The organism is Shewanella sp. Isolate7 (genome assembly GCF_022398425.1).
Classification (GTDB): Bacteria; Pseudomonadota; Gammaproteobacteria; order Enterobacterales; family Shewanellaceae; genus Shewanella.
Map to the genome: position 1 here is coordinate 61,468 of NZ_JAKEVJ010000012.1, position 26,713 is coordinate 88,180.

The following is a 26,713-nucleotide window of genomic DNA, read 5'->3' on the forward strand; positions in this document are numbered from 1 at the left end:
ATTTGATAGACTCAGGGTATCTTAGTTAAGTGTGTGACAGATGATGAGAATCGATCCCAATATTGCCCTGGTGTACAGCACAGATGGCGGCAAAATCGACCAACCCAAGGAAACCAAGGCTATCCCGGAAGGCGATGGCATAGTACGCATTCATAAAGACAGCAAGGGCCGTAAAGGCAAAGGCGTCTCGGTGATCAAGGGCCTGGGCCTGGACGAGAAAGCACTCAAAGCCTTGGCGCAGAAACTCAAGAAACAGTGCGGTTGCGGCGGTACGGTAAAAGAGTTCAACATAGAGATCCAAACCGACAACCGTGAACAACTGAAAACCCTGTTGGAAAAGCTTAATTATCAGGTGAAACTGGCGGGTGGTTAACCCATTGGAGCGCTAGATGGAAAGTTTGCAAAATCATTTACTCATTGCCATGCCCTCGCTCAAGGATACCTTTTTCGAGCGCAGCGTGATCTACCTGTGCGAGCACAACGAACAAGGTGCCATGGGGCTGATGATCAACCGCCCCATAGGGGTCGATGTCAATGAGCTGCTCAGACAGATGGAGCTGGATGATTTTCATACCATAGAGAGCATCAACAGCAAGGTTCTGGTGGGTGGCCCGGTTGGGCAGGAGAAGGGCTTCGTGCTGCATACGCCGCAGTCACAGTGGAGCAACAGCCAGCAGATCAGTGATGAACTCATGCTCACCACCTCCCGCGACGTACTCACCTCCCTAGGCGGCAAAGAGGCGCCCGAACAGTTTATCGTCGCCCTCGGCTATGCAGGCTGGGGACGCCACCAGCTAGAACAGGAGCTGGCCGACAACACCTGGCTCTCCATCCCCGCCAATATGGACCTGATGTTCAACACAGCTCATGAGCAGCGCTGGCAGAAGGCCACAGAGTCATTAGGTTTCGACATCTGGCAGCTCTCCTCCCAGACAGGTCACGCCTAACAGTAAAGGATAAAATTCACTATGAGTTCAGCAAGTGTCTTGGGCTTCGACTTCGGCACCAAGAGCATAGGCGTCGCCATCGGCCAGCAGATCACAGGTAGCGCCACCCCTCTCGCCTCCCTCAAGGCCAACGACGGCATCCCCAGATGGGAGGAGATAGAGGCGCTCATCAAGGAGTGGAAACCCGACCTTATCGTCGTCGGCCTGCCCCTCAACATGGATGGCACAGAGCAGGAGATGACCCAGCGAGCCCGCAAGTTCGCCAACCGCATCAGCGGCCGCTTCGGCGTCAAAACCGCCACCCAAGATGAACGCCTCACCACAGCCGACGCCAAGGCCAGGCTGTTTGAGATGGGGGGCTACAAGGCCCTCTCCAAGGGCCAGGTCGACTCCATGTCGGCGGTACTCATCATCGAGAGTTATTTCGAGAATCTCTACTAAAATTTGAACGTTAGATCGCGGCCAAACAAGGCCGCTTTTTTTTGCGCGGAAACTCACTTCCCCAGTTTATTAAAGCTCTTAGCCCTCACCTTAATTGACAGTTTCAATGTCAACCGAGCGTTAACCGTTATTGCTTTGAATTGCTTGCAGCAGGTGCAGTGCATGGACGCACCAATGTCGCGAACACAGGGATGTGTATGAGCGACCTTGTTGTGCAGATAAGCCTGTAAAACGCCGACTCTTTGTTTATGGAGAATAGTCCCTTTAGGCTCTGCCGAAACATCTGATGTGAATGGACTCACGAATGCCGCGATGACATGGACATCAAAGAGCGGCCCTGTTTCGGAAGCTCACCGGCGTATCTACACCCAGTTATCCATCTCTTCGATTTAGCGTTATAGGAAAGTTCTAGACAAAAAGCCGTTAGGCTTACAGATCTTTCGAATAAAAACTTCTATGGAATGACGCCTTAAGCAGAGGCGCCGCTTGCGGCGTCCTACTGGCTCAACTTGTTAGGCGCATGTACCCACTGAACCATGCAGCTTTGCAAGTACGCTTCCGATATCAAATTCGCTTCTTGGGTCAATTGTTACAATTGAACTTCTAGGCCAAAGTACTTTGGCACTTTCCTCGTTCGGGAAAGGATCAATCAAAACAACATATTCAACTCTTGAGCCATGGATTTTTAAGTACTCTAGCAATGCTTCATCATATGGATTAAACGCAAAGCCAAATATGATTAATGAGTTACTTTTTTTTAAAATACTTGCCCCCAGCTCCCAAACATCATTCAGTTCAACAGGTGGAGTTTTTTCGGGTGCTGGAGGAACAATAAATGCGTAGCCATTTCTTCCAGGCTTGCCGCTAGTATATTTTGTTTTTTCATCCCAAGATAATGAGCCATGCAACTTAGCTAGTGGAATTGAGCCTGTGACAGTTAAATGAGCATTTTGCCATGGGAATTGTGGATTTATACCTCTTCCATAAAGCTGCTCACCAACAACACCGTAATTGAAACCAGACATTCCCAGAGCGCACTCAACGATTGTGTCGTAATTACAAGTAAGAATGCCTGCCAACCCATTTTGACTTAAGGAGTTAAAAAACTCGTTAAGGAATATGATCTTTTCGTTTTCTCTTACGGCTCGTTCATCAAACATCGCGGCAGTATATGAGCCACTAATTCTTGTCATGAAAGGTTCAGTCAAACGGCGGCTAACATACCAAATAACTCGACTTTTGCGATGTGATGACTTGTTCATACACCAGTAAACAAACTTCTCAGCAGTTACATTAGGATTTTCTTTTCGCCAGTTAGTCCAATCAGCTTCTATTAGAGACAGTCTCTTTTCTTCCTGCTCAGATGTGGTTGAGATATCAAAATCAAATAATTGATTTACTAAGGGAAGATCGAAAGCCCACTTTGAAAAACCTGCACCCAAAAATAAAGTTACCACAATGTTTCCTTACTGCGCCTAACGCCCCGCGCATGCGCGCGAACTTGTGAGCGTCGCCGCAGCCGAAGGCTGCAAATAACGCGGCTTGTTATGTGTGAATTTCAAATCGAAGCTCCCCGCCAGATATTTTTATATTGCCAAAATCACCGATAAGCTCAAATCCACCATCGACCACCTGCAATGTATCAATGTTGCCATAATCAATTGAACCGTCTGGATCAGTTGATGACATTACAGCTGACTTGGATTTTAAGCCAATTACAGAAACTGTATTAACGAATTGAAGTCTTGCTTTTCGGTAACACGTATATTCATTTAGGGAAGGTGCGAATAAGTCCCGTGCTTGCTCTGCGTGTGCTTAAAGTGGATAGATGCAAGGCACAGTTTGCAGCGAATGGCCCTAGTCCTTCGCAAGAACTGTAACGCAGCAAATACCGCTGTAAGCCTCGCCCTGCGGGGCTTTGATAGCAACACCATTTCGGCGTTATTCAACTTCAGCAGGCCTCGGCATGCCCTCAGTTGAATGCCTTGAACTGTCGCTGCTATCAAAGCCAGAGCTGTGTGCTTGCTCTGCGTGTGCTTAAAGTGGATAGATGCAAGGCACAGTTTGCAGCGAATGGCCCTAGTCCTTCGCAAGAACTGTAACGCAGCAAATACCGCTGTAAGCCTCGCCCTGCGGGGCTTTGATAGCAACACCATTTCGGCGTTATTCAACTTCAGCAGGCCTCGGCATGCCCTCAGTTGAATGCCTTGAACTGTCGCTGCTATCAAAGCCAGAGCTGTGCGACGACTTGTTCGCACCTTCCTTAGCTTTGGCTGAACAAAATATTTGGACTCTGGCCAAATGCTGGCCTCCAGCTCAAAGCACAGGCAGTTATTTTCATAGTTCCAATCCAAAACGAAAGAATCATTGAGATCGATACCGTTGAATACTTCCATTTGACGCCAATCCATATTCACTCACACATAACGCCGCGCACAGGGGCCGACAAAAAAGCGCAGCGTTTTGACGGTCCCAGCGACCAACGAGAGCGACTGCTGCGCCTTGTTATGTTTGAGGCTCAGGTAAAATCCAGGCTTAGTATTTCACCGGTATCGTTTAGCTCATCCCAAACACAATTTACCTCAGTTTGGCTGTTGCAGCTTTTACATGAAACCTCGCCGGAAGCAGAATATTGAGTTGTGTGGTTGCCAGATGGTTGTGAGTCTTCGACTTCTAATTCAGAGAGACTGAACTCAATCTCTTCTCCACACTCATCATTACTGCACGTTATCGTTGGCATATTTTTCTCCTTGAGTTTGACTTTCAAACATAACATTTTATTAGTGCGCATGCGCGTTTACCTCGTTGGACCAGTGAAAACGCGCACAGCTAACTATCTGTATGTAATGAACTTATCAGCATTTTGCCAAATATACCATCCGGAAAAACGCGCATGCGCGTTTTCCAAACCTATTATTTACTTAATCAAAAATATAAGCAGTTAATTTTAATAGCATTTATTTTAGTAACAATGGGAAAACGCGCACGGATTTCGACCTGAAATCACCCAAAAGTCACACAATTTAAATACGACTGTATGCCTGTCCAATTTCAACTACTCGTTATGAGTTGCTTCAAATAAGCAAAGATGTGCTAAGTCTTTCCCATCTATCGGCAACAAATGAAGGCAAATCGAAGAGATATATAACCCGGTGTAGATGCATCTGCGGACGTCGATGGCAGGGATGCCATCGTCGAGCCTCCACGGATGGATTCACGGCGAGTAGCAGATGTATCTGCACAAGAGCGAGCCGCAGGCTATAAATAACAATGAAGGTTAAAACTTTAATTCCCCTTAACAAGTGATAACTCCATCGCGAAGCCTCCAAGGACGTGCTCCAACAACGTCCCTGTTTAACTGCCAGTTCGGCATCCATGCCTCTCGTTCGTAAGCTCGAAGCTATGCTTCACTCACCGTGCCAAAAGAGTGCTTGCACATAAGCCTGCTGCAGGCAATTGATGGAAGTGAAGGTACAACCTTCAATACGCTAAACAGATAACAATCAAGCCTGCTGCAAAGCTGATGTGCAACTCCCCCCCCCTTTAACCTAACTCAGCTAAAGATACGGCTTCACCAAATTCGCCATCATCTCGATATGATCATCCCTGTCATTGAGGCAGGCAATATAACGATACTTCTTACCACCGGCCTGGGTGAAGACGGCGCGGTTTTCATGCTCTATCTCCTCTAGTGTCTCCAGACAGTCGGCGCTAAAGGCGGGACAGACGATGGCGACATCATCTACGCCCTGTTTCCCTAGGGCTTCCAGGGTAGCATCCGTGTAGGGGCCGAGCCACTTGGCCTTACCGAAGCGCGACTGGAAGGAGGTGACATACTCCTCTTCGGCTAGCCCTAGGCGTTCGACCACCAGGCGGGTGGTCTTTTGGCACAGGCAGTAGTAGGGATCGCCAAGATGCAGGTTACGCTCGGGCATGCCGTGGTAAGAAAGCACTAACTTCTTAGGCTTGCCATGCTTTGCAAAATCCTCGGCGATAGACTCGGCCAGCGCGGCAATATAGTCAGGGTGGTCGTGGTAGCTGTTGATAAAATGCAGCGACGGCAGGTAGCGCCAGGTGGTCAGCTCTTTAGCCATAGCATCGAATGCCGAAGCCGTGGTAGGCGCGGCGTACTGAGGATAAAGAGGCAAGACGATAAGCTTGTCGCAGCCCTCTGCATGCAGCTTTTTCAGCGTCTCCTTGACGCTCGGCTGACCGTAACGCATGCAAAAATCCACATTGACCGCCATGCCCGCGTCACTCAGGCTTTGCTGAAGCTTGTCGCGCTGGGCCTTAGTGATGGCCATCAGGGGTGAGCCCTGCTCGGTCCAGATAGACTGATACAGGGCCGCCGACTTGGCCGGGCGGACTCTGAGTATGATGCCATGGAGGATCAGCATCCACAGAAGCTTAGGGATCTCGACCACGCGAGGGTCAGACAGAAACTCCGCCAGATAACGCCGCACCGCGCCCGTGGTTGGCGCGTCCGGTGTGCCCAGATTCATCAGCAGCACTGTGGTCTTGCCACGACCACCATGGCCCTGCTGTTTATTTAATCCAAAGTATTTTGCCAAAGTGATTCCTTGTTTTATCTGTGTTGCCCAAGGCGCTTTCTTCTTTGCGCCTGGACGCCTAGGTGCCTGGCTAGCCGAGGCTAATGATGCATGGGCTTCAGTACGCGGCTGGGCCCCTTAGAGATCAATCGCCACACATAAAAAAACCGATAACGGCATTATCGGTTTTTTCAAAGTACTTTAAGAGGCTAGTCAAGATCCAGCGTCACGCCTTCCATGAAGCCTGAACTGGCCGACTCTGAGCTTTGCAGCTTGATCATCAAGCGCAGATCGTTTGGCGAGTCGGCGTAGTGCAGCGCATCCGAGTAGCTGATCTCTCCTTCCACATAGAGCTTAAGCAGCGCCTGGTCGAAGGTCTGCATCCCCTGCTCGTTGGATTTCGCCATGGTTTCCTTAAGCAGGTGCAGCTCGTTCTTCTGGATAATACTGGCAACCCTTGGGGTGTTGATCAACACCTCGATGGCCGCCCGGCGCCCCGTACCGTCGCTCTTAGGCACCAGTTGTTGCGCCACGATGCCGCGAAGGTTTAGCGATAAATCGAACAACAGCTGTTGGTGTTTGCTCTCGGGCACCAGGTGCATGATGCGGTCCAGCGCCTGGTTAGCGTTGTTGGCGTGCAGGGTAGCCATACACAGGTGACCGGTTTCGGCGAACGACAGGGCAAACTCCATGGTCTCCTGGGTACGGATCTCACCGATGAGAATCACGTCTGGCGCCTGACGCAGCGAGCTCTTAAGCGCGGCATCGAAAGAGTCGGTATCTATGCCCACCTCACGCTGGGTGATGATGCTCTTGCGATGGTCGTGCACGAATTCCACCGGATCTTCGATGGTCAGAATATGGCCACGGGCGTTGGCGTTACGATAACCCACCAGGGCCGCCAGCGAGGTCGACTTACCCGTACCCGTCCCCCCCACCATGATGATAAGGCCACGCTTACTCATCACCAGATCTTTCAAGATAGGTGGCAGTTTAAGATCTTCAACCAGCGGGATCTTGGTCTCAATGCGACGCATCACGCAGCCTGGCGACTCACGCTGCCAGAAGGCACTGACACGAAAACGCCCCAGGCCTTTCTCGCCATAGGCGAAGTTACACTCGCGGGTCTCGTGAAACTCTTTACGCTGGGCCTCAGTCATCAAGGATTCGACAAACTCCAGCGCCTGGGCCGGGGTAAAGGGGTTCTCGGCAAGGGGACGCACCTCACCATCGACCTTAGCACTGGGGGGAAAGCCGGCGGTGATAAACAGATCCGACGCCTTACGCTCTACCATCACCTTTAAAAATGGACGAACTTCCATACTCAAACCTTATTAGAAACTAGCGTTTTTATTAGAACTCTTGGCCATCGCATCTTCACGGGTAATAAGGCCACGACTGACCAGATTTTGCAGACACTGGTCTAGGGTCTGCATGCCGTGAGCCATACCCGTCTGAATAGCCGAGTACATCTGCGCCACCTTATCTTCACGGATAAGGTTACGAATCGCCGGGGTACCCATCATGATCTCGTGCGCCGCCACACGGCCACCGCCCACCTTCTTAATAAGGGTCTGGGAGATAACCGCCTGTAGCGACTCTGACAACATGGTTCGCACCATACTCTTCTCACCCTCAGGGAATACGTCGACCACACGGTCGATAGTCTTCGCCGCCGAGGTGGTGTGCAGGGTACCAAATACCAGGTGACCGGTTTCCGCCGCCGTCATGGCCAGGCGAATGGTTTCGAGGTCACGCATCTCACCCACCAGGATCACGTCCGGGTCTTCACGCAGTGCACTTCGCAGCGCGGCGTTGAAGCTGTGGGTGTGTCTGTGCACTTCACGCTGGTTGATAAGACATTGCTTGTTCTGGTGCACGAATTCGATAGGGTCTTCGATGGTCAGGATATGGTCGTGACGGTTTTCGTTCACATAATCTATCATGCCGGCCAGGGTGGTACTCTTACCCGAACCGGTTGGGCCTGTGACCAACACCAGACCACGGGGAAAGCTGGCAATCTTCTTGAAAATCTCAGGGGCGCCCAATTTCTCCAGGCTTAAGATCTCGCTGGGAATGGTACGGAACACGGCCGCGGCGCCGCGCGACTGGTTAAAGGCGTTCACACGGAAACGGGCTAAGTTGGGCACTTCGAACGAGAAATCTATCTCTAAATGCTCTTCATAATCTTTACGCTGTTTGTCGTTCATGATGTCATAAACGAGGCTGTGTACGCCTTGATGATCCAGGGCAGGCAGATTGATCTTTCTGACCTCACCATCAACACGTATCATGGGAGATACTCCCGCAGAAAGGTGTAGATCCGACGCGTTGTGTTTTACACTAAAGGCAAGTAACTCTGTGATTTCCATAGTATGGGATATCCATTCAACCAAAAACTTACAACATGACAACAATAGCAGACAGACTGGCCCACGCCCACCAAAGAATCGCTCAAGCGGCGCAAAATTCATCACGTGATAGCAAGGAGATTCAGCTGCTGGCGGTCAGTAAAACTAAGCCCATAGATCAGATAGTAGCGGCATATGATGCCGGGCAGCGACTTTTTGGTGAAAACTATGTCCAGGAGGGTGAAGAGAAGATAAATGCCCTGCGCGAAAGCCATAACGACATCGAATGGCACTTCATCGGCCCGCTGCAGTCAAACAAGACACGCACCATCGCCGAACACTTCGACTGGATGCACACCCTGAGCCGGGAGAAGATTGCCAGGCGCCTGAGCGAGCAGCGCCCCGATCACCTTGCGCCGCTGCAGGTCTGCATCCAGGTGAATGTCAGCCAGGAGGAGAGCAAGTCGGGTGTCAAGCTCGACGAGGTTGCGCCCCTGGCCGAGGTCATCGCCTCCCTGCCCAAGCTGACCCTGAGAGGCCTGATGGCGATTCCCACCGCCACAGATGACCAGGCCGTGCAGCGCGCCGAGTTTAGTCAGATGCAGACCTTATTTAACGCGCTGAAACAGCGGCACCCAGAGCTTGATACCCTCTCCATGGGGATGAGCCAGGACCTGGAGCAGGCGATTGCCGCGGGCTCGACCATGGTGCGGATCGGCAGCGCCATCTTCGGCGCCCGGGATTATGCCAAAGCCTAGAATATCGCGCCTAAGGCTTAGCCCTTGTAATTAGCCTAAGCGCCCAAATATAGATAGTTAGACGAATAAATAGAGACCCTTATGACACAGAAGAAGATTTGCTTTATCGGCGCGGGCAACATGACCCGCAGCATCACCAGCGGCTTGGTCAAGGGCGGCTATGCACCGCAGCTTATTCATGCCACCAACCCAAGCGAAGGCAAACTCATCGCCCTGAAACAGGATTTAGGCATCCAGGTCTCCCACGACAACCTGAAGGCCGCCGATGAGGCCGACGTTATCGTGCTGGCGGTCAAGCCACAGCTGATGCAGCAGGTGTGCGAGGCGATGAGCGAGCTAAACCTTAAAGACAAGCTTATCGTCACCATCGCCGCGGGGGTCAGTGCCGAGCGTTACCACGCCTTCTTCAAGCAGCCCATTCAGCTTATCCGCACCATGCCAAATACTCCGACTCAGATAGGCCTCGGCATGACCGGGCTCTACGCCGAGCCAGGCGTGGGCGAGCAGGACCGTCAGCTGTGTGAGCAGCTGATGCAGACAGGCGGCGAAACCGTATGGGTCGACAAGGAAGAAGATCTCAATCAGGTGATCGCCCTGGCGGGCAGCTCGCCGGCCTATTTTTTCCTTATGATGGAGGCTATGATTGACAGTGCCAAACGCGATGGCGTCGACGAGCAGACAGCCCGCGAGATGGTGCAGCAGGCCGCCCTGGGCGCCGCCTCTATGGTGAAGCAGAATCCACAGCTTTCACCGGCGCAACTAAGGGAGAATGTCACCTCTAAGGGAGGCACCACGGCGCAGGCGCTGGCGGCGTTCGAGCGCGCCGGCCTGAGGGAGATAGTGCGCACCGCCATGCACGACTGCATGGACAGGGCCCAGGAGATGGCGAAGCAGTTTTAGGGCTGGCCTTATATAGGCTTAACCCTAGTTTTATTCGATACAAACAAGTAGAGAAACACAATGGATGCATTAAGTTTTTTAGTGAACACCCTGTTTGACCTTTACCTCATGGTAGTCATCATTCGTATCTGGTTACAGCTGGCCCGCGCCGATTTTTACAACCCCTTCAGCCAGTTTGTGGTCAAGGCGACTCATCCTATCGTCGGCCCTATGCGCCGCTTCCTGCCGCCGCTGGGTGGACTTGATACCGCCTCGGTGGTACTCGCCCTGGCGGTCGTTGTGATTAAGTTTGTGATCCTCAGCCTGATGGCGGGCGCCGCCATCAACCTACCTATCATACTCCTGGTCGCCCTGGTCTCAGTGCTGAAACAGGCAGGCGTGCTGCTGTTCTGGATGCTGATCCTGCGTGCCATTCTCAGCTGGGTCAGCCAGGGACATAACCCGATTGAGATGGTGATGGCGCAGCTGACCGAGCCGCTGGTCGCCCCTATCCGCCGGGTGATCCCGCCCATGGGCGGCCTAGATTTTTCGGTGATGATCTTTATGTTCGGCCTGATCTTCATCAACAAGCTGCTGTCGCAATACGTTCCCTTCTGGGCCAACGTCTAGATGGCGCTAGTGACACGAGAGCAGGATGACCTCGTCATCAGGCTCTATATTCAGCCCAAGGCCAGCCGGGACCAGATTGTTGGTCCCCATGGCGACGAGCTTAAGGTGGCCATTACCGCCCCACCTATCGACGGCAAGGCCAATGCCCACCTGTGTAAGTTTCTGTCTAAACAGTTTAAGACGGCTAAGGGCAATATCCTTATCGAGAAGGGAGAACTTGGGCGCCACAAGCAGATCCGCGTGGTAATGCCCAAGGAGATCCCCGCGGAGATCTTGGCCTTAATCCCATGAAATGTGTAAGCAAATAAGCCAGGGCACCGCAGCCTAAGACTTTAATAGCTATACTAGAATCAATTATCCCGTGACAGGAGTTCACCATGATACGTACCCTTTTTTGTGCCCTGGCGCTGACACTGCTTAGCATGGGCAATGCCGCGGCGGAGCAGAAACAGAGCGTCGGCACTTTTGATATCCACTATGTTGCCCTGGGCAGCACCTTCATCACCCCCTCCATCGCCAAGACCTACGGCATCAAACGCAGCAGCTATACCGGCCTAATCAACATCTCGGTGCTCGATACCAGCACCGAGGGGAATCCGGCGATACCGGTTGAGATCTCGGGGATCGCCAACAACCTGCTCGATGCCAGGGTAGAGCTGACCTTCAAGGAGATCTGCGAGGGTGAGGCTATCTACTACATCGCCGAGGTGCCCTACCGGGACGATCAGGAGATCAACTTTCAGATTGCCATCAAATATGGCAACAAGCTCAACACCCAGCTGAAGTTTAAGCAGAAGTTTTACGTTAACTAGGCTCACCTGTCTCCATACTTCGAGCCGCGCTTAGCGCGGCTTATTGCTATTTGCCCCTGTGACTCTATCGTTTCCCCGCCAGCTTGGGTATCATGGCGGCCATCGAGAAAGCAGTCACAACGAGTCACATCACATGAATCAAATCGTATTAGCCAGCGGCAACAAGGGTAAGCTGAAAGAGTTTGCAGAAATCCTTGCCGAGTTTGGCATCGAGGTCCTGCCACAGAGCCAATTTAAGGTCGAAGAAGTCCCGGAAACCGGCACCACCTTCGTCGAGAACGCCATCATTAAGGCCCGTCATGCCGCCCAGGTAACGGGCCTTGCGGCCATCGCCGACGACTCCGGCCTGGAGGTTGATGCCTTAGAGGGTGCGCCAGGGATCTACTCGGCCCGCTACGGCGGCGAAGGCGCCAGTGACAGCGATAACTACAACAAGTTACTGGGCGCGCTGGCTAACAGCGACAAGCGCAGCGCCCGCTTCCAGTGCATCCTGGTCTATATGCGCCACGCCAAAGACCCGACGCCCATCATCTGCCAGGCATCTTGGGAAGGGACTATCGGCTTCGAGCCAAGGGGCGACAACGGCCATGGCTATGACCCTATCTTTATTCCCGCCGAGCATGAGTGCAGCGCCGCCGAGCTAAGCAGCGACGAGAAGAATGCCCTCAGCCACAGAGGCAAGGCGATGCAGCTGCTACTGGCCGAGCTCAAGGCCAAGGGTGTTCTCGGCTAATGCTTAAGCTTCCTCCGCTCAGCCTCTATATCCATATCCCCTGGTGCGTGCAGAAATGCCCCTACTGCGACTTCAACTCCCATGGTCAACATGGTGAGCTGCCGCAGCAGGCCTATGTGGACAACCTGCTCGCCGATCTGGCTAATGATGCCGCCTATGTTCAGGGGCGCAGCCTGCACTCGATCTTTATCGGTGGCGGCACGCCGTCGCTGTTCGATGCCGCTCAGATAAGACGTCTGCTCGAAGGCGTCAAGGCGCAGATCCCCTTTGCAGAAGATATAGAGATCACCATGGAGGCCAACCCGGGCACCCTGGAACACGATGACTTTAGCGCCTATCGCGCCGCCGGGGTGACTCGCCTCTCTATCGGGGTGCAGAGTTTTTCCAGCGACAAGCTGAATCTGCTCGGCAGAATTCACGACAAGCATGAGGCTGAGGTCGCGGCCACCAAGGCCGCCCAGGCCGGTTACCAGAGCTTTAACCTGGATCTCATGCATGGCCTGCCCAATCAGAGCTTCGAGGAGGCGATGCACGATATCGATAAGGCGGCGGCCCTCAATCCGCCTCACCTCTCCTGGTATCAGCTCACCATAGAGCCCAATACCCTGTTCCACTCTAAGCCGCCACAGTTGCCGGACGACGAGGCGCTTTGGCAGATCTATGAGCAGGGCCAGCAACGCCTCGCCGCGCTCGGCTATGAACAGTATGAGATCTCCGCCTACGCCAAACCCGGTTATCGTTGTCGTCACAACCTTAACTACTGGCAGTTTGGTGACTACTTAGGGATAGGCTGCGGTGCCCACGGCAAGATAACCCTAGTGAATGAGCAGCGCATCTACCGCACGGTGAAAATAAAGCATCCCAAGGGCTATCTGGGCGCCAGTGATTATCTATTCGATAAGAGCGAGGTGTTAGCAGAAGACAGGGCGCTGGAATACCTGATGAACCGCCTCAGGTTGATGTCGCCTATCCCTAGGCGGGAGTTTGAGGAGCGCACCGACCTCTGTGCGGATGTACTGGATGACGGCATGGCGCGGGCGGCGGCAAAGGGTCTGGTGATCATAGAAGCCGATCACTGGCAGCTTACGCCCAAGGGACAGATGTTTGTCAACGAGCTACTTGGACTGTTTTGCGAATAATCTTTCCCCTCAGACGAGGGGAACAGAAACATTTTCTAACACTTAGTTTGCATATTTAATCGTCAGCTTTATTAGGATAACAGGCACTAGTCAATCTAAGCCAAGTTAAACTGATAAAGTTATGCCAATAAAAACAAAAACAACTATGCTCGCCATCACCTTGGCGACACTACTTTCTGGCGCTGTACACGCCGCGCCAGTTTCACTCCCCTTACTTAGCGCCAGCGAACCCGCACAAAAGATTAGCGCGCAGGAATCGGAAAAGGCTAACCAACTCTTCGAAACCATCTTCATGGAAAATGTGATGGCCAGCCCCATGAGTCAGACCCAGCTTGGGATCAAGACAGATTACGGCAAATGGGATGAGCGAGGCGAAGCCGCCGATAAGGAGAGCCTGGCTAGAGATAAGCGACATCTCGCGCAGCTCAAACAGATAGATAAGAGTAAGTTAGATGCGCAGACGCTGCTGAGTTATGACCTGCTGACCCAGAAACTTGAAGAGAGCATCAAGGACTATAAGTGGCGCCTTTATAACTACCCGGTTAACCAGATGTATGGCGGCCACGCCATGGTGCCCTCTTTCCTGATTAACCAACATCAGATAGACAGCGTCGCCGACGCCGAGGCCTATATCAGCCGTCTCAACGGCGTGCCTCACTATATGCAGCAGCTGGAAGAAGCATTAGAGGAACGCGCCAAGGCCGGCATCATAGCGCCTAAGTTTGTGTTTGCCTATGTGCTGTCCGACAGCCGCAACATCATCAGCGGCGCCCCCTTCGACCAGGCGGATGACAGCGCCATCTGGGCCGATTTTCAGCGCAAGGTGGCCAAGCTTGCGATAGCGGATAATCAGCGCAATAAGCTGCTCGATGAGGCCAAGCAGGCGCTGACCGCCAAGGTCAAGCCCGCCTATGACAAGCTTATCGCCTACATAGAAACCCTGGAGAAGCGCGCCGATACCAAAGACGGCGTGTGGAAGTTTAGAGATGGTGAGGCGTTTTACAACAACGCCCTGGCACGCACCACGACCACCCAGATGACTGCCGATGAGATCCACCAGCTGGGCCTCGCCGAGGTCGACCGCATCCATCAGGAGATGCGCGCCATCATGAAGAAGGTCGGCTTCAAGGGCGATCTCAAGGCCTTCTTCAAGTTTATGCGTGAAGACAAGCAGTTCTACTATCCAGACACGGAAGAAGGCCGCACCGCCTATCTCAAAGATGCCAAGGCGCTGATAGATAACATCTCCTCGCGTCTCGATGAGGTTTTCTATGTCAAACCCAAGGCCCCCATGATAGTCAAACGGGTCGAGGCGTTTAGAGAAAAGTCTGCCGGTAAGGCGTTTTATAATCAGCCGACGCCCGATGGCAGTCGCCCTGGCACCTACTACGCCAACCTATATGATATGGATGCCATGCCCAAATACCAAATGGAGGCGCTCGCCTACCATGAGGGCACACCGGGCCATCACATGCAGATAGCCATCGCCCAGGAACTAGAGGGGATCCCTAAATTCAGGAAGTTCGGTGGCTATACCGCCTATATCGAAGGCTGGGGACTGTATAGTGAGTTCTTCCCTAAGGAGATGGGCCTGTATAAAGATCCCTACTCTGACTTTGGCCGCCTCTCCATGGAGCTATGGCGCTCGTGCCGCCTAGTGGTGGATACCGGGATCCATGCTAAGCATTGGACCCGCGAACAGGGGATCCAATACTATGTCAACAACACTCCGAATGCCGAGTCAGATGCGATCAAGATGGTTGAACGTCATATCGTGATGCCATCTCAGGCGACCGCCTACAAGATAGGCATGCTCAAGATTGTCGATATTCGCGAGAAGGCCAAGGCCATCATGGGAGATAAGTTCGATATTCGTGAGTTCCACACCCTGGTACTCAAGAACGGGCCGCTGCCGCTGGATGTGTTGGAATCTAAGGTGATGAACTGGGCCCACAAGGCCTAACCGCTGACCTTATATTCAAGATTGTCCATAAGAAAGGCCGCTCTTAAACTAGAGCGGCCTTTCTACATTTACCCGCAACTTTATACATTTACCCGCAAATAGCCATTAACTCAGGCTCATGCATTCACAAAGGCATTAGTGCTGCTCACTAAAGCCCGATGGCGTCACCTTAATAAGCTTAGTCACCTGCTTAGCAGGCGCCTCGGCCATACTCTGCTCGTCGCCATGGGTGAGATAACTCAGCGACACACTCGAGATCACATCGAGTGGCTCTTCAACTTGCAAGTCACGGATCTCGACTCTGTCTCCAATAAAAACACTGCCTAATTGCACGATATCGCCGCGTTTATGATTGAGATTAAACAGGCCCAGGTAGGCGAACACGCCACTGCCCTGATTGGAGACAAAGAAAGGCGCCACAAACAGCATCTGGTCAGCGTCACTGGCATAGTTGAGGGTCAACATCTTCATATAGTCGAGGCGAACGCTGCCACGCTCTGGGCCATCCTGATAATCGCCACTGGCAAAGCGTCTGTCGCCACTGAGATCGACACGGGTCAGTCTCGCCTCGGCCTGGGACTGGGACTGGGACTCGGGCAGCTTGATAGACCAGCCCTCATGAGTCTTTATGCTAAAGAGGGTCAGCATGACCCTGTCGATATCTTCATCTAATGGGACGACACTGCCATCCTCCTGCACCACATAGAGGTCATCATGGGTAAAGTTAAAACGGTAGATGCCCGCCAGAATGACTAAGCTAACCAGGGCGAGAATTGAAAACAGTAGTTTACGAGCCATAAATATCCCTTTACTCATTAGAGGCCGATTCGATTGAACTGTGCAGCACAATAACCTGCTCTGCATATAGGTGCCATCGACAACAGATTAAATTCTCTTTATCGAGCGGTCAAAAAGGCTAGGGCCTGCTGACCTTTTGAGAACGATTTTTGTTCTAATTGAGCACGTTAAAATCGCGGCAGGAGGCTTGGAGTATAGTTATTCTATATAAAAGCCGAGTAACAAAGCGTTGAACGTGCTCAAGACGAACCCTGCAAAAATGAACGCGAAAGATAAACAGGCCCTAGGGGATTGAAGGATAAAAGCAAGGTGATGAAAAGATAAGGGGCTAAAAGAAAAATACCCCAGCAATCTTTGCTGGGGTAAACCAAAACTAGGATGATGGTTTTAAGGCTAGCATTGTTTTAGTTCTTAAACCGCTGCCAGCATTGATTCAAGATTGCAGTAACGCCGACCTGTGTAACCAAACGAGAGAGGGGTCATTCTCTGGCTCGGTTAACTGAATCAGGTCATCCCGATATCAACTTCCACCATTGTATTAAATTAAGAACGGACTGCAACGTGAATTACTTTCAAGCTTTAGTTTGAGCTAAATAAGTCATCCTGAAATAGAGTGGTAACGCCAGTACAACTATATGATTATAAAAGGATAACCCCCAACACAAAAAATACCGGGGGTTATCGTCTTGTTATCAGAACAATGTTTTTAAGTTATTGATAACTGAAAACAGCAAAAACCTTAACAACAACATGGATAAAATGCTGTTTTTTCAGCCCCATTCTGCTATTTACGCTGCGCATACAGGGCGGCGTATGGTTCATCCCAATAGGGTGGCGAACCGATATGATCCTTAATGAAGTCGATAAAGGCGCTAACTTTAGGTGCCAGGTGTTTACGTCTTGGGTAAACGGCCTGCAGTGGCAGATGGTGAGTTAACTGCCATTCTGGCAATAGTGGCACCAGTGTGCCCTTCTCTATCTCATCTTCCAGCAGGTAACTGGCAAGATAGACGACCCCCAGGCCACTTACCGCGGCAGACTTAAGCGCAGGGGCGTTATCGACCCTGAAATTACCCGATACACCTATCTCGCAGTAGTCGTCACCCTTCTTAAACTGCCAGACGCTATGCTCATGCCACTCACCGTGGTACACCAGACAGTTATGATCCACCAGCTGTTCGGGGCGCTCAGGGTAGCCGTGCTTGGCAACATACTCAGGCGATGCCGCCAGCAGGAACTGACACTTCATCAGCGGCCTGGCCACCATGCCGAGTGGTAACTGCTCAGACATGGTCAATAGCAGATCCAAACCTTCACTGACCACATCGACCTTATGATCCAACAGGCTTACCTGTAGCTCCAACTCGGGATGTCTGGCCATAAAATCGGGCAAGGCAGGAATGATGTGCATGGTACCGAAAGATTGGGAGATCCCCACCTTGAGTACACCGCGTGTGGCATCGTTAAGATTGTGCACGCTGGCAACCGCCTGGTCGGCATCGCGCAACAACTCTTCACCCTGGGCATAAAGTAGCTGTCCGGCTTCGGTTAAACTCAGACTCCGAGTGGTACGCTGTATCAGCTGAACACCTAATTTATGCTCAAGATCGGCAACTTGAGTACTGACCTTTGATTTAGAAATCCCCAATTTTCGCGCAGCAGAGCTAAAACTCCCGGCACGAGCAACATGAGTAAAAATTGCAATAGGTTCTAAAAGTTCTAACATTTAAATAGCCTTAAGGTGTATGCGACCCTATAAATACCAATTATAAATCATAGAGATACCTCCTGACTTCGAAGTTATCCCCTTGACTATGCAGATTATTTTAAGAGTAGAGTCAGACTGTTAGCCATTTCGTTATCGAAATTTCGCCAGCATTGTTATTATTTTTTACAAGTATACCAAAGATTTGCTCTTTGATTCTAATACCTATTTTCTAGCCACTATACACCCAGTTAGGAGTGGAGGAAAAGTCATAAGAATGGCGGGCCCAGAATAAAAAAAGCCCTGCACCCAAGGTAAGTGCAGGGAAATGTGGATGTTGCTTTGCCAGAGGAGATTGTTTGCGACTTATTCGCGCAGGGTTTGTTGCTTAGCACTAACCAGTGGATAGTCGCGCAGCGCCGGGACTTCACTACGCATCTGAGACTCTAAGGCAACCAGTTGCTGGAAGTTGTCACACAGCTTGTCGGCGCGCGCTTCAAGATCCGTTGCCTGCTGTTCAATCTGGGCTTCGATATCGTCGCCCACCTTGTCCATCTTGGCAGAGAAGGCGTTCATCTTCTCTTCGAAGCTCTCACCGTCACCCTTCATCATCTCGCTCCCCAGGGTCATCATCATGCTACCGATAGAGCTCTGCACCAGCTGCTCCATCTCCTGCTCGAACTCTTTACCGAAGGTATCTTCGATAGAAGATTCGGTCGCGCCCAGGTAAAACTTGTCGCCATTCTGGTAGGCAACCGTGTCGATACGCTGAGACAGGCCGTCCATCATCTCATCAATTTTCGCGCCAGCGGCGTCGCCTAACAGAGGGGTGAGCGCCATGCTAACCGCGGTAGAGGCTATATCGACGGCGTCATGCACCACGTCGATCACCTCGGGCAGCTGCTTAGACACCTCACCTGCATATTGGTTAACCAGGGCCTGCTGCTTATCGTTGAGCTCAACCTTGTCACCGTTAACGTACAGACGACCAAGCTCGATGCGATACACCTCTTTTTTGGCTTCACTGACCACCAGCTTGCTCGGCTCTACCGAGACATCATAGTTAAGGCTGACCTCACACTGCTTGTCATCTCTGCCGAACGAGATGTGGTCGTCCTTATCCTCACCTGCCCAGGCGGCACTGGTGGTGGCAAGTACGAAAGCGGTCAGTCCAAGAGATGCGGTCAATTTCTTCATATTCTTAATCCTTAAGTCATTGAAAATCACATGATGTGAAGCTTAAGGTGCACCATGTGTCATTGAGAGCAAACAATACAGGTATCGTGCCAATTTTAACTAATTTAATATAATCAATAGATTAGGTAAATTTTGCGTTATAAGGTAAAACCTGCCTGTCGGCAAGGATCTCAGAAAAGTAAAGCCTTCTGCCAGTTTTTAGCAAATTTCACCATTGAGGGAATGGCGGCTAATAGAAGAAAAGAGAAGAAAAGAGAAAAAAGAAATCGGCTAAGAGTGAAAAGGCTGAATAAAAAGAGCGCCTCGGATAGGCGCTCTATTATAAGATAGAGCGGCCCAGGGCTTGGGAGAGTCGCTCCAGCGCGGCAGTGCCCGCCAGGGAGTTACCGTTCTTATCGAGTTCGGGCGACCAGACACAGATGCTCATGTCCCCAGGGATCACGGCGATGATACCGCCGCCCACACCACTCTTGCCCGGCATGCCCACACGATAGGCAAATTCACCTGCGCCGTCGTACAGACCAGATGTCGCCAGCAGCGCGTTAAGCTTACGTGTCTGTATGGGGGAGACCACCTGCTGCCCAGAAAGGCTCTGGCCACGATTGGCCAGATAGAGCATGGCCCTTGAGAGATCGGCGCAGCTCATCTTAAGCGCGCAGTAGTGAAAGTAGTTTTTCAGTACCTTATCGACATCGTTGCTAAAGTTGCCGAACGATTTCATCAAATAGGCTATCGCCGCATTGCGGGCACTATGCTCATATTCCGAGGCCGCGACGCGCTTGTCATAAATCACATGGGGATCGGCGCTCAGCTTTCTCACCACCTCGAGCATATGATGCTTGGGCGCACCGAGACGACTCTGCAGCAGGTCGGCGATGATCAGGGCACCGGCGTTGATAAAGGGGTTTCTCGGCACCCCGCGCTCGAGCTCAATCTGCACCAGGGAGTTAAATGATTGCCCCGATGGCTCCTTGCCGACACGCGACCAGATCTCCCCCTCCTCATACAGAGTCAGGGCGACCGTGAGGCTAAAGACCTTGGAGATACTCTGGATCGAAAAGGGCTCGAGATAGTCTCCAGCCCCTATGGTTTGACCGTCTACTGTGGTCACGGCGATCCCAAGCTTTGTGGGATCGACCTCCGCCAGGGCAGGAATATAGTCGGCGACCTTGCCCTTTCCCAGCAGAGGACGCACCTGCTCGATAATGGTCTCGAGCAGGTCCTTCTGTGGCATTAGTTCCACCAGATGTCGTACAGCTCGCTAACCACAACATCTTTAGCCGGCTGCTTCTTCCAGAAGTCACTCACGGCTTGTCGGTCTTCTTCGGTGCACTTGCCAATGGTTTGAGTGGCAATGATGCCCTCCCACTCTTTATGGCCGCCACCGTGGAAACCCAGCTTTCGCTCTTCGATCACCTGGTCGATAAACTGGTCGACGATAGCATCGATCTGCTCTTCGGTTACCGAATCATCAAAGGTCCAATTCACATCGAAGCCGAACTCTTGAAACTCATCAATGCGTAATTTTTTACGTAAACGACGACTACGTGTTGCCATGTGTATTCCCTCTTTTATATAGAAATAAAGCTTACTCGGTACGCTCGAACATCAGATCCCAGACGCCATGCCCCAGACGATGACCCCTGGCCTCAAACTTGGTCAAAGGGCGATGATCCGGACGGGGCACAAAATCCCCCTCTTGTGCCTGGTTCTTATAACCGGGCGCGTCGCTCATCACCTCTAACATATGCTCGCTATAGTTTTCCCAATCGGTCGCCAGATGGAACACACCGCCAACCTTCAGGCAACGACGGATAAGCTGGGCAAACTCGGGCTGCACGATACGGCGCTTATGATGACGCTTCTTATGCCAAGGATCAGGAAAGAATAGCTGTACTCTGGCTAGGCTGCCGCTTTGAATGCTGTTTTCCAATACCTCGATGGCGTCATGGTGAAACACGCGCAGGTTAGTAACACCGGCCTCAGCCGCATCTGCCAGGCAGGCACCGACACCGGGCTTGTGCACTTCGATACCGATGAAGTTAAGCTCCGGAGCGGCCTTGGCCATCTCGACGAGTGAAGCGCCCATGCCGAAACCAATTTCCAATACGGTATCGGCCTCGCGGCCAAACACCTTGACCAGATCCAGCGGCTCGGGCGAATAGTCCAGCCCCATGATAGGCCATTGTTGCTCCATGGCCTGTGCCTGGCCCTTGGTCAAACGTCCTTCACGTAAAACAAAGCTTCTCACTTTGCGAAGGTATTTACCCTCTTCGTTAAACTCTGCGGTGGTCACTTCGCTCATTATCTTTCAGCCTCAGATCTGCCTGTGGTTGGCCATATAGCGCCGAGAAAAAGTCAGCGTCAAGCGGCTCAAGGCTCGACTGACCAACTCATATGATCCCATGGGATCCTGACACTTATATGATTGGAAAATTATAAAAAGAAGGGCATTATCCAAAGTTACTGCGCTAAGGCAAGCCCTATGTTGCCAAAGTATACCAATTATCCCATGGCGCGCGAGTCATGCCGGCTTAGCAATGCCATTTGCCTTGAGAAAAACCTTGCCCCTCTATAGACTGAGCGCCATGAAAACAGAGCAATTTCACCAGCGCATAGTCTCCTGGTACGACAAACTCGGACGCAAGCATCTCCCCTGGCAACAAGATAAGACCCCCTATAAGGTTTGGGTGTCCGAGATCATGCTGCAGCAGACGCAGGTGGCGACCGTTATCCCCTACTTCGAAGCCTTTATGGCACGTTTCCCCACTATATTAGATCTGGCAAACGCCGATCAGGATGAAGTGCTGCACCACTGGACCGGTCTAGGCTATTACGCCCGGGCGCGTAACCTACATAAGTGCGCGCAGATAATTGCCAGCGAATATGATGGAGCCTTCCCCACAGAGTTCGAGCAGGTACTCGCCCTGCCCGGCATAGGCCGCTCGACCGCGGGGGCTGTGCTCTCACTGTCACTTGGGCAGCATCACCCTATCTTAGATGGTAACGTCAAGCGGGTGCTCGCCAGACATGGCGCCATCGCCGGCTGGCCGGGTAAGCGGGAGGTAGAGGAGCAGCTGTGGCAACTCACTCAAACCTTAACTCCTAAAATAGGGGTAACCCAATACAACCAGGCGATGATGGACATTGGCGCCAGCATCTGTACCCGCTCTAAGCCTAAGTGTGAACTCTGCCCCGTCGCCATCGACTGCAAGGCGCAGCTGATGGGGCGTCAGACAGAGTTTCCCGGCAAGAAACCTAAGAAAAAGATCCCCGAAAAGCTTGCATTTATGCTGGTGATTAGAGAGGAAGATCGTGTGTTGATGAGCAAACGCCCACCGGCTGGGATCTGGGGCGGGCTCTGGTGCTTCCCACAGTTTGACAGCCAGCAAGCACTCGAGAGCTTTGCCGAAGATAAAGGCCTGACACTGACTAGCCAGGAGCCAATTGATAGCTTTCGTCATACCTTCAGCCATTTCCATCTGGATATCAGTGCATTTGTCGCCCGCAAGGCCACAAGCGCACATGAGATCATGGAAGAGAGCGCCTCTCTCTGGTATAACATAGCCAAGCCACCCAAGGTTGGACTTGCCGCCGCCACCGAGCGGATCCTCTCCAGCTTAGGTTCAGTATCAAATAAGGAGTAATCATGGCGCGTACAGTGAACTGCCAGTATCTGAAGAAAGAGGCAGACGGCCTAGCCTTCCAGCTCTACCCGGGTGAACTCGGTAAGCGAATTTTTGACAACATCAGCCAGGAAGCCTGGTCGCTCTGGCAGGCCAAGCAGACCATGCTGATCAATGAGAAGAAACTCAACATGATGAATGTTGACGATCGCAAGTTCCTCGAAGAGCAGATGGTGAACTTCCTGTTTGAGGGCAAAGATGTAGAGATCGAAGGCTATGTGCCGCAAAAAGACGACGAATATGTAGCGCGCCGCCCAAAATGAGAAAAGGTTTCGCCTAAATGAGAAAAGCAAAAGGCCCGCAATGGGCCTTTTTAGTACGTCTACCAGTTCCAGATAAGCAGCTCTTTGCGCCCCTTCCCCTTGTGGTTCCCCCCTACCGTATAGTTAATGTCCACAGTCTTCATGGATAGCCCGTCGAAAGCTTCTCGCATCTCTAGTACATCATTCACGCTGATCACCATCTTGCCATCGATACTCTTGGCCAGCTCTGCCATGCGCTGGTACTGAGATAGGTCGAAGTCAACACCATAGCCAGCGGTGGCCCAATATGGCGGGTCAAGATAGAACAGCGTCTTATCCCTATCGTATCGCTTAACGCAATCAGACCAATCCAAGTTCTCGATGTAAGTCCTGGCCAGCCTAAGATGGGCCGCACTTAGGTCTTCCTCGATACGCAACAAATTCAAGCCTGCTGGCCTCGATGGCGAGCACCCGAAGTTCTGTCCTGAAACCTTTCCACCGAATGCGAGCTTTTGTAGGTAATAGAAACGGCTGGCCCGCTGGATGTCGGTTAGCGTCTCTGGGTTAGTATCCTTCTGCCAGAGAAACTCTTCCCGACTTATTAACGCCCATTTAAAGTGTCTTAAAAACTCTTCCAAATGATATTTAATCACTCGATACAGATTGACCAGATCGCCATTCATATCATTAACCACCTCTACTCTGGCCTCGCCCTTGGCAAAGAATAGCGCGGCCCCTCCGCAAAATGGCTCCACATAGGTGTGATGCTCAGGGAACATCGGCAAAATATGCTTAATTAATCTACGCTTACCCCCCATCCAAGGGATAACTGGTTGTGGCATGTGAGCCTCCTCATTTGAGTTTATTTATGGTAGGCTCGTCTCCGCCGTGTCGACGCGGTGAGAGAGCCTTAGGTTGGCTCACAGGGTGCATTCCTGTGTGTTGACGGCCCGTTGGTGTTGGTAGCACCGATGGGCCGCTCTCTTTTTAAACTTCGATTACTGAATAAGGCAGATCCGCCGCAGCGCCCTGAACCTGCCCATCTATGATATAAACCTTTCCGCTAGCCACACTGTCTCCCAGCACTACCTGATAGCTACCATCGACATGCTGCACTGTGGTGGTGCCATTGGCTGTTGATACCACTGTCGCCACCGCCCGCTGCGGCCTAGGGTTCAGATTGGCTAGGCGCTGATAGATATTGCTCATGCGGCCACCTCATTACGTAACAAGGTCACGTTCTGGTTAACCGTGACGGCTCCAGTTGACTCATTAACACTGGCACTGATGGTGACGGCATCACAGACAGACTTAAACACACTCGCCCCCGCAGTGACGCCTATTAGCATACCTGGGCGCATCGGCGGCAAGTCTGCCATAACCTTAGTGCGAATGATGTTCTGCACCTTATTACCAGCCTCAGCTAACTCCACGGTACCGCGCATTCTGCCAGCCTGGTTGTCGGTGATCAGCTTATCGACGACATCGGCGGCAAATTCATCACCCGCAGTGCCAGTGCGCTTCACTTTCACCGCTACACCTTGCTGCTCACCTCGCACAAAAACAGCGTTAGCATTGGTGCGGATCACACGCTTCTTGGTGAAATCCAGGATCACGCCGTCATGCAAGATCACATCTGGTACAGCATTCGCAACATCCCACGGCACGGTTGGCCACTGAGGGATCACCGTAATGGTCTTGGTTTCATCATCAATATCGAGCATGGCACCGATGGCATTGGCCATCATATTTACGGCTTCAGCTGGCGTCTTAGCGGCATAACTAAAGGCATTCGCTGGCACATTGTAATCGGTGATCGCACTTGCCAATGTCCAGCCCATATTCTCGACGATATCCCCCATCATCCCCATGAAGCTGCGGGCCGTTGTGTTCACATAGTTAACCGGCTTCTTATAGGGGGCAGACAACTCTGCAAAGCGACCTCGGCAGCTCGCGCTGTAGCGACTCTGACCAAAGCCCCTGCTTTCGCTGGTGGCTTCGCATAATAGGTAAAAGTCATAGCCATTAATGCTGATCTTTAACAGCTCATTTGCTGCCCGCTCGGCATCAATGCGCGACGAAAAAGCCAGGTTGCCGCTACTGGCCCACTGGGAACGCGACTTAGAGATCGAGACAGACTTGATCACAATAGACAAACCATCGCTGACCCTAATACAACTTATCTGAGGCTGCATGATATAACTCCTGCGGATCTGGGGTTCTATGGGGATTTTCAGGTCTAGGCTTGGTAGCACTGGATTACCTGGTATGAAGCCGCCGCCGTTGTCCCAATGGCATACCTCGGGTACCTCGTCAAAGCGCAGTACCAGCGGTGACTGGTTATTGACGTAGGCGTCATCAAAGCGCAGCACTAGCGGGGATTTGGTTAGTCCAACGTCTTCCCAGCGATTACTGCAGATCCAGCGCGGCTCTGGGAATCCATAACGAATGGCTACAGCTTGCCCAGTAGATTCACCATGCCAAGTTGCAACGTGGTGTTGCGCGGCCTTTTCACCATCAATCCAAGGATGCGCGGTGGCAATTTGAGTCGCCTTTTCTGCATGCCAAGCAACATCGGCACTATGCTGCTTTGGCTCGCCGAGATCCCAGCGCTCATACACAGATGATTGGTGCGACTTAGGCAGCGTCCATCTGATGCTTAAACGGCGCGTAGCAGCGATTTTAACGCGCCAGCCTTGCGCGATGGCTTGAGTGACAACAGGCTGGGCTTGCCAGCCTACCGCCGTTCTTGCCTGCTCGGTATCACCGCGCCATGCCATCTCGGCACGGTGATCGACGACTGCGGCATGTTCATTCATGGCGAGCTGCTGCTGGATAAACCGCTCGACGGCCCAGCTAACACCGACATTGATGCCTAAAACCTGTTTAGTTGGCTCAGATGGTGGCTCGACAGGTGTACCATCAAACAGCAAAATGATTGGCGACTGTGCATTAGGCCATGGCTCATCAAATGTGAGGGTGACGCCATTAAACGGCTGACGATCAAACTCTAGTGTTAGCGGTGACTCAATATTAGTCCATGGCCCATCAAAGCTTAGATCCAACATTTATCTGGCCATTCTTACTGTATTGCCATCGACTATTTGCGCCTTTACACCATCAACAAACTTGGCATTATTCACCCTGTCATCGTCCATGATGCCGACTAGCAGCTCATTTGATGTGCCAAACCTGAGCGGGACTATCAACCGCAACAGGCGACTAGGGGATGTTGGCGTATTCCAAATTTTTTCACCAGACAACCTATCAACAATCATCAGGCGTTTTGCTGCTGGATCAGTCGTCACCTCCATCATGGCTTGGTTATAAACGACAGGGCGCCCGAAAATCTGATGGTATACCTTAGACATACCACTCCTCCATATTTATCCAAAAGCACGGGGTATGGTAAGTCCTCATCAATCGGTAATTAACACCGCCTATGAGTTCACCATAAGGTATGTCTTGATCTGAATACGCGGCAAGTGATGATAAATAAGTGCCAGGAACAACACCCCTACCGTATGGAAATGCAACACTTTCGGCACCATTCGATATGTCATTATTAATCACCTGTGGGGTTAATATGTGAGGTATCGAGAGAGTATCTGACGTACCATTTACAGGGGTAGTTAATGTAGTGGCATAGTGAATTTGGCCACCTGAATAGACGAAGTGATAGACTCACTTCCAGAGAAAAGGTGGTAGAAATGAAGAACACAAGACCGACATTCAGTGCAGAGTTCAAATTAGAAGCTGCGCAGCTGGTAACGAAACAGGGATACAGCATAACTGAGGCTGCAAGCGCGATGGGCGTCAGTAATTCAGCCATGCGTAAATGGGTAAACCAGCTTCGACAGGAGCAGCAAGGCGTATCCCCCA

Annotated in this window: 30 protein-coding genes; 14 read left to right on the top strand and 16 right to left on the bottom strand. The window is 51.8% G+C overall.

Going from position 1 to position 26,713, the window contains the following annotated elements; genetic code table 11:
- The first annotated feature begins 43 nt into the window (after positions 1-43).
- The 3 genes from yciH to ruvX are packed head-to-tail and all read left to right on the top strand — an operon-like array spanning position 44 to position 1,388.
- Entirely contained in the window at positions 44-373 is a 330-nt protein-coding gene (yciH, locus tag L1D47_RS04535) for a stress response translation initiation inhibitor YciH (protein ID WP_041510556.1), read from the top strand.
- Positions 374-389: 16 nt separating this feature from the next.
- The gene (locus L1D47_RS04540) at positions 390-947 is read left to right on the top strand and encodes a YqgE/AlgH family protein (protein ID WP_239882744.1); all 558 of its coding nucleotides are present in this window, start codon (positions 390-392) and stop codon (positions 945-947) included.
- Between the two features lie 21 nt (positions 948-968).
- Positions 969-1,388: a Holliday junction resolvase RuvX gene (gene ruvX, locus L1D47_RS04545; protein WP_220058764.1), complete on the top strand. Its 420-nt coding sequence runs from the start codon at positions 969-971 to the stop codon at positions 1,386-1,388.
- A gap of 512 nt (positions 1,389-1,900) precedes the next feature.
- On the opposite strand, the gene L1D47_RS04550 is transcribed toward ruvX, so the two are convergent.
- The 6 genes from L1D47_RS04550 to L1D47_RS04575 all read right to left on the bottom strand — a co-directional run bounded on the left by L1D47_RS04550 (position 1,901) and on the right by L1D47_RS04575 (position 8,310).
- A complete protein-coding gene (locus L1D47_RS04550) occupies positions 1,901-2,845 on the bottom strand; it encodes a hypothetical protein (protein ID WP_239882745.1) in 945 nt (314 codons plus the stop codon).
- Positions 2,846-2,933: 88 nt separating this feature from the next.
- Positions 2,934-3,077, bottom strand: coding sequence for a hypothetical protein (locus L1D47_RS04555; protein WP_239882746.1), 144 nt, complete (start codon positions 3,075-3,077; stop codon positions 2,934-2,936).
- Between the two features lie 829 nt (positions 3,078-3,906).
- Positions 3,907-4,179, bottom strand: a complete 273-nt coding sequence (locus L1D47_RS04560) for a hypothetical protein (protein ID WP_239882747.1) — start codon at positions 4,177-4,179, stop codon at positions 3,907-3,909.
- 766 nt (positions 4,180-4,945) lie between these two features.
- Positions 4,946-5,959 (bottom strand): ferrochelatase, encoded by a 1,014-nt coding sequence (gene hemH, locus L1D47_RS04565; RefSeq protein WP_239882748.1) that lies wholly within the window; start codon positions 5,957-5,959, stop codon positions 4,946-4,948.
- Between the two features lie 188 nt (positions 5,960-6,147).
- On the bottom strand, positions 6,148-7,260 hold the full coding sequence (locus L1D47_RS04570; RefSeq protein WP_239882749.1) for a PilT/PilU family type 4a pilus ATPase: 1,113 nt from the start codon (positions 7,258-7,260) through the stop codon (positions 6,148-6,150).
- 12 nt (positions 7,261-7,272) lie between these two features.
- Positions 7,273-8,310 (bottom strand): type IV pilus twitching motility protein PilT, encoded by a 1,038-nt coding sequence (locus tag L1D47_RS04575; RefSeq protein WP_041510434.1) that lies wholly within the window; start codon positions 8,308-8,310, stop codon positions 7,273-7,275.
- Between the two features lie 35 nt (positions 8,311-8,345).
- On the opposite strand from L1D47_RS04575, the gene L1D47_RS04580 reads away from it, so the two are divergent.
- The 8 genes from L1D47_RS04580 to L1D47_RS04615 all read left to right on the top strand — a co-directional run bounded on the left by L1D47_RS04580 (position 8,346) and on the right by L1D47_RS04615 (position 15,203).
- Entirely contained in the window at positions 8,346-9,047 is a 702-nt protein-coding gene (locus L1D47_RS04580; RefSeq protein WP_239882750.1) for a YggS family pyridoxal phosphate-dependent enzyme, read from the top strand.
- 81 nt (positions 9,048-9,128) lie between these two features.
- Positions 9,129-9,947: a pyrroline-5-carboxylate reductase gene (gene proC, locus L1D47_RS04585; protein WP_239882751.1), complete on the top strand. Its 819-nt coding sequence runs from the start codon at positions 9,129-9,131 to the stop codon at positions 9,945-9,947.
- 60 nt (positions 9,948-10,007) lie between these two features.
- Positions 10,008-10,556 carry a YggT family protein gene (locus L1D47_RS04590; protein WP_239882752.1) on the top strand — a complete coding sequence of 183 codons (549 nt, stop codon included), beginning with the start codon at positions 10,008-10,010 and terminating at the stop codon, positions 10,554-10,556.
- The gene (gene yggU, locus L1D47_RS04595; RefSeq protein WP_041510430.1) at positions 10,557-10,847 is read left to right on the top strand and encodes a DUF167 family protein YggU; all 291 of its coding nucleotides are present in this window, start codon (positions 10,557-10,559) and stop codon (positions 10,845-10,847) included.
- Positions 10,848-10,933: 86 nt separating this feature from the next.
- Entirely contained in the window at positions 10,934-11,368 is a 435-nt protein-coding gene (locus tag L1D47_RS04600; protein ID WP_239882753.1) for a DUF4426 domain-containing protein, read from the top strand.
- A 133-nt stretch (positions 11,369-11,501) separates the two neighbouring features.
- The gene (gene rdgB / locus L1D47_RS04605) at positions 11,502-12,101 is read left to right on the top strand and encodes an RdgB/HAM1 family non-canonical purine NTP pyrophosphatase (RefSeq protein WP_041510428.1); all 600 of its coding nucleotides are present in this window, start codon (positions 11,502-11,504) and stop codon (positions 12,099-12,101) included.
- Positions 12,101-13,240: a radical SAM family heme chaperone HemW gene (gene hemW / locus L1D47_RS04610; RefSeq protein WP_239882754.1), complete on the top strand. Its 1,140-nt coding sequence runs from the start codon at positions 12,101-12,103 to the stop codon at positions 13,238-13,240. Before rdgB ends, hemW begins: the two co-directional genes overlap by 1 nt.
- 121 nt (positions 13,241-13,361) lie before the next feature.
- A complete protein-coding gene (locus L1D47_RS04615) occupies positions 13,362-15,203 on the top strand; it encodes a DUF885 domain-containing protein (protein WP_239882755.1) in 1,842 nt (613 codons plus the stop codon).
- A gap of 135 nt (positions 15,204-15,338) precedes the next feature.
- Here the strand turns inward: L1D47_RS04615 and L1D47_RS04620 are convergent, their stop codons facing one another.
- The 6 genes from L1D47_RS04620 to trmB form a co-directional block, all read right to left on the bottom strand.
- Complete coding sequence (locus tag L1D47_RS04620; protein ID WP_239882756.1) at positions 15,339-16,001, bottom strand: hypothetical protein; 663 nt, start codon at positions 15,999-16,001, stop codon at positions 15,339-15,341.
- 784 nt (positions 16,002-16,785) lie between these two features.
- Positions 16,786-17,727, bottom strand: a complete 942-nt coding sequence (locus tag L1D47_RS04625) for a LysR family transcriptional regulator (protein WP_041510424.1) — start codon at positions 17,725-17,727, stop codon at positions 16,786-16,788.
- Positions 17,728-18,072: 345 nt separating this feature from the next.
- A complete protein-coding gene (locus L1D47_RS04630) occupies positions 18,073-18,903 on the bottom strand; it encodes a YggN family protein (protein WP_239882757.1) in 831 nt (276 codons plus the stop codon).
- A gap of 319 nt (positions 18,904-19,222) precedes the next feature.
- The gene (gene glsB / locus L1D47_RS04635; protein WP_239882758.1) at positions 19,223-20,137 is read right to left on the bottom strand and encodes a glutaminase B; all 915 of its coding nucleotides are present in this window, start codon (positions 20,135-20,137) and stop codon (positions 19,223-19,225) included.
- Positions 20,137-20,460 carry a YggL family protein gene (locus tag L1D47_RS04640; RefSeq protein ID WP_041510421.1) on the bottom strand — a complete coding sequence of 108 codons (324 nt, stop codon included), beginning with the start codon at positions 20,458-20,460 and terminating at the stop codon, positions 20,137-20,139. Before L1D47_RS04640 ends, glsB begins: the two co-directional genes overlap by 1 nt.
- A 31-nt stretch (positions 20,461-20,491) precedes the next feature.
- The gene (gene trmB, locus L1D47_RS04645) at positions 20,492-21,208 is read right to left on the bottom strand and encodes a tRNA (guanosine(46)-N7)-methyltransferase TrmB (protein ID WP_239882759.1); all 717 of its coding nucleotides are present in this window, start codon (positions 21,206-21,208) and stop codon (positions 20,492-20,494) included.
- A gap of 283 nt (positions 21,209-21,491) precedes the next feature.
- On the opposite strand from trmB, the gene mutY reads away from it, so the two are divergent.
- Together mutY and L1D47_RS04655 are read left to right on the top strand one after the other, a co-directional pair.
- Positions 21,492-22,550, top strand: a complete 1,059-nt coding sequence (mutY, locus tag L1D47_RS04650) for an A/G-specific adenine glycosylase (RefSeq protein WP_239882760.1) — start codon at positions 21,492-21,494, stop codon at positions 22,548-22,550.
- 2 nt (positions 22,551-22,552) lie between these two features.
- Positions 22,553-22,852, top strand: a complete 300-nt coding sequence (locus L1D47_RS04655) for an oxidative damage protection protein (protein ID WP_239882761.1) — start codon at positions 22,553-22,555, stop codon at positions 22,850-22,852.
- 59 nt (positions 22,853-22,911) lie between these two features.
- On the opposite strand, the gene L1D47_RS04660 is transcribed toward L1D47_RS04655, so the two are convergent.
- The 4 genes from L1D47_RS04660 to L1D47_RS04675 all read right to left on the bottom strand — a co-directional run bounded on the left by L1D47_RS04660 (position 22,912) and on the right by L1D47_RS04675 (position 26,202).
- On the bottom strand, positions 22,912-23,673 hold the full coding sequence (locus tag L1D47_RS04660) for a DNA adenine methylase (protein ID WP_239882762.1): 762 nt from the start codon (positions 23,671-23,673) through the stop codon (positions 22,912-22,914).
- Between the two features lie 145 nt (positions 23,674-23,818).
- A complete protein-coding gene (locus tag L1D47_RS04665; RefSeq protein WP_239882763.1) occupies positions 23,819-24,040 on the bottom strand; it encodes a hypothetical protein in 222 nt (73 codons plus the stop codon).
- A complete protein-coding gene (locus L1D47_RS04670) occupies positions 24,037-25,899 on the bottom strand; it encodes a hypothetical protein (protein ID WP_239882764.1) in 1,863 nt (620 codons plus the stop codon). Before L1D47_RS04670 ends, L1D47_RS04665 begins: the two co-directional genes overlap by 4 nt.
- The gene (locus L1D47_RS04675; RefSeq protein ID WP_239882765.1) at positions 25,900-26,202 is read right to left on the bottom strand and encodes a hypothetical protein; all 303 of its coding nucleotides are present in this window, start codon (positions 26,200-26,202) and stop codon (positions 25,900-25,902) included. It abuts the gene before it with no gap.
- 339 nt (positions 26,203-26,541) lie between these two features.
- Here L1D47_RS04675 and L1D47_RS04680 point away from each other — a divergent pair.
- Positions 26,542-26,713, top strand: a 172-nt coding sequence (locus tag L1D47_RS04680; protein ID WP_239882384.1) for a transposase, incomplete at its 3' end; no start/stop codon positions are given.

Excerpts from the sequence above, each read along its gene's own strand:
- yciH (WP_041510556.1), top strand. The coding sequence starts at position 44 with ATGAGAATCGATCCCAATATTGCCCTGGTGTACAGCACAGATGGCGGC.
- L1D47_RS04540 (WP_239882744.1), top strand. The coding sequence starts at position 390 with ATGGAAAGTTTGCAAAATCATTTACTCATTGCCATGCCCTCGCTCAAG.
- ruvX (WP_220058764.1), top strand. The coding sequence starts at position 969 with ATGAGTTCAGCAAGTGTCTTGGGCTTCGACTTCGGCACCAAGAGCATA.
- L1D47_RS04555 (WP_239882746.1), bottom strand. The coding sequence starts at position 3,077 with ATGTCATCAACTGATCCAGACGGTTCAATTGATTATGGCAACATTGAT.
- L1D47_RS04560 (WP_239882747.1), bottom strand. The coding sequence starts at position 4,179 with ATGCGCACTAATAAAATGTTATGTTTGAAAGTCAAACTCAAGGAGAAA.
- L1D47_RS04570 (WP_239882749.1), bottom strand. The coding sequence starts at position 7,260 with ATGGAAGTTCGTCCATTTTTAAAGGTGATGGTAGAGCGTAAGGCGTCG.
- L1D47_RS04575 (WP_041510434.1), bottom strand. The coding sequence starts at position 8,310 with ATGGAAATCACAGAGTTACTTGCCTTTAGTGTAAAACACAACGCGTCG.
- L1D47_RS04580 (WP_239882750.1), top strand. The coding sequence starts at position 8,346 with ATGACAACAATAGCAGACAGACTGGCCCACGCCCACCAAAGAATCGCT.
- proC (WP_239882751.1), top strand. The coding sequence starts at position 9,129 with ATGACACAGAAGAAGATTTGCTTTATCGGCGCGGGCAACATGACCCGC.
- L1D47_RS04590 (WP_239882752.1), top strand. The coding sequence starts at position 10,008 with ATGGATGCATTAAGTTTTTTAGTGAACACCCTGTTTGACCTTTACCTC.
- yggU (WP_041510430.1), top strand. The coding sequence starts at position 10,557 with ATGGCGCTAGTGACACGAGAGCAGGATGACCTCGTCATCAGGCTCTAT.
- L1D47_RS04600 (WP_239882753.1), top strand. The coding sequence starts at position 10,934 with ATGATACGTACCCTTTTTTGTGCCCTGGCGCTGACACTGCTTAGCATG.
- rdgB (WP_041510428.1), top strand. The coding sequence starts at position 11,502 with ATGAATCAAATCGTATTAGCCAGCGGCAACAAGGGTAAGCTGAAAGAG.
- hemW (WP_239882754.1), top strand. The coding sequence starts at position 12,101 with ATGCTTAAGCTTCCTCCGCTCAGCCTCTATATCCATATCCCCTGGTGC.
- L1D47_RS04615 (WP_239882755.1), top strand. The coding sequence starts at position 13,362 with ATGCCAATAAAAACAAAAACAACTATGCTCGCCATCACCTTGGCGACA.
- L1D47_RS04620 (WP_239882756.1), bottom strand. The coding sequence starts at position 16,001 with ATGGCTCGTAAACTACTGTTTTCAATTCTCGCCCTGGTTAGCTTAGTC.
- L1D47_RS04625 (WP_041510424.1), bottom strand. The coding sequence starts at position 17,727 with ATGTTAGAACTTTTAGAACCTATTGCAATTTTTACTCATGTTGCTCGT.
- L1D47_RS04630 (WP_239882757.1), bottom strand. The coding sequence starts at position 18,903 with ATGAAGAAATTGACCGCATCTCTTGGACTGACCGCTTTCGTACTTGCC.
- glsB (WP_239882758.1), bottom strand. The coding sequence starts at position 20,137 with ATGCCACAGAAGGACCTGCTCGAGACCATTATCGAGCAGGTGCGTCCT.
- L1D47_RS04640 (WP_041510421.1), bottom strand. The coding sequence starts at position 20,460 with ATGGCAACACGTAGTCGTCGTTTACGTAAAAAATTACGCATTGATGAG.
- trmB (WP_239882759.1), bottom strand. The coding sequence starts at position 21,208 with ATGAGCGAAGTGACCACCGCAGAGTTTAACGAAGAGGGTAAATACCTT.
- mutY (WP_239882760.1), top strand. The coding sequence starts at position 21,492 with ATGAAAACAGAGCAATTTCACCAGCGCATAGTCTCCTGGTACGACAAA.
- L1D47_RS04655 (WP_239882761.1), top strand. The coding sequence starts at position 22,553 with ATGGCGCGTACAGTGAACTGCCAGTATCTGAAGAAAGAGGCAGACGGC.
- L1D47_RS04660 (WP_239882762.1), bottom strand. The coding sequence starts at position 23,673 with ATGCCACAACCAGTTATCCCTTGGATGGGGGGTAAGCGTAGATTAATT.
- L1D47_RS04665 (WP_239882763.1), bottom strand. The coding sequence starts at position 24,040 with ATGAGCAATATCTATCAGCGCCTAGCCAATCTGAACCCTAGGCCGCAG.
- L1D47_RS04670 (WP_239882764.1), bottom strand. The coding sequence starts at position 25,899 with ATGTTGGATCTAAGCTTTGATGGGCCATGGACTAATATTGAGTCACCG.
- L1D47_RS04675 (WP_239882765.1), bottom strand. The coding sequence starts at position 26,202 with ATGTCTAAGGTATACCATCAGATTTTCGGGCGCCCTGTCGTTTATAAC.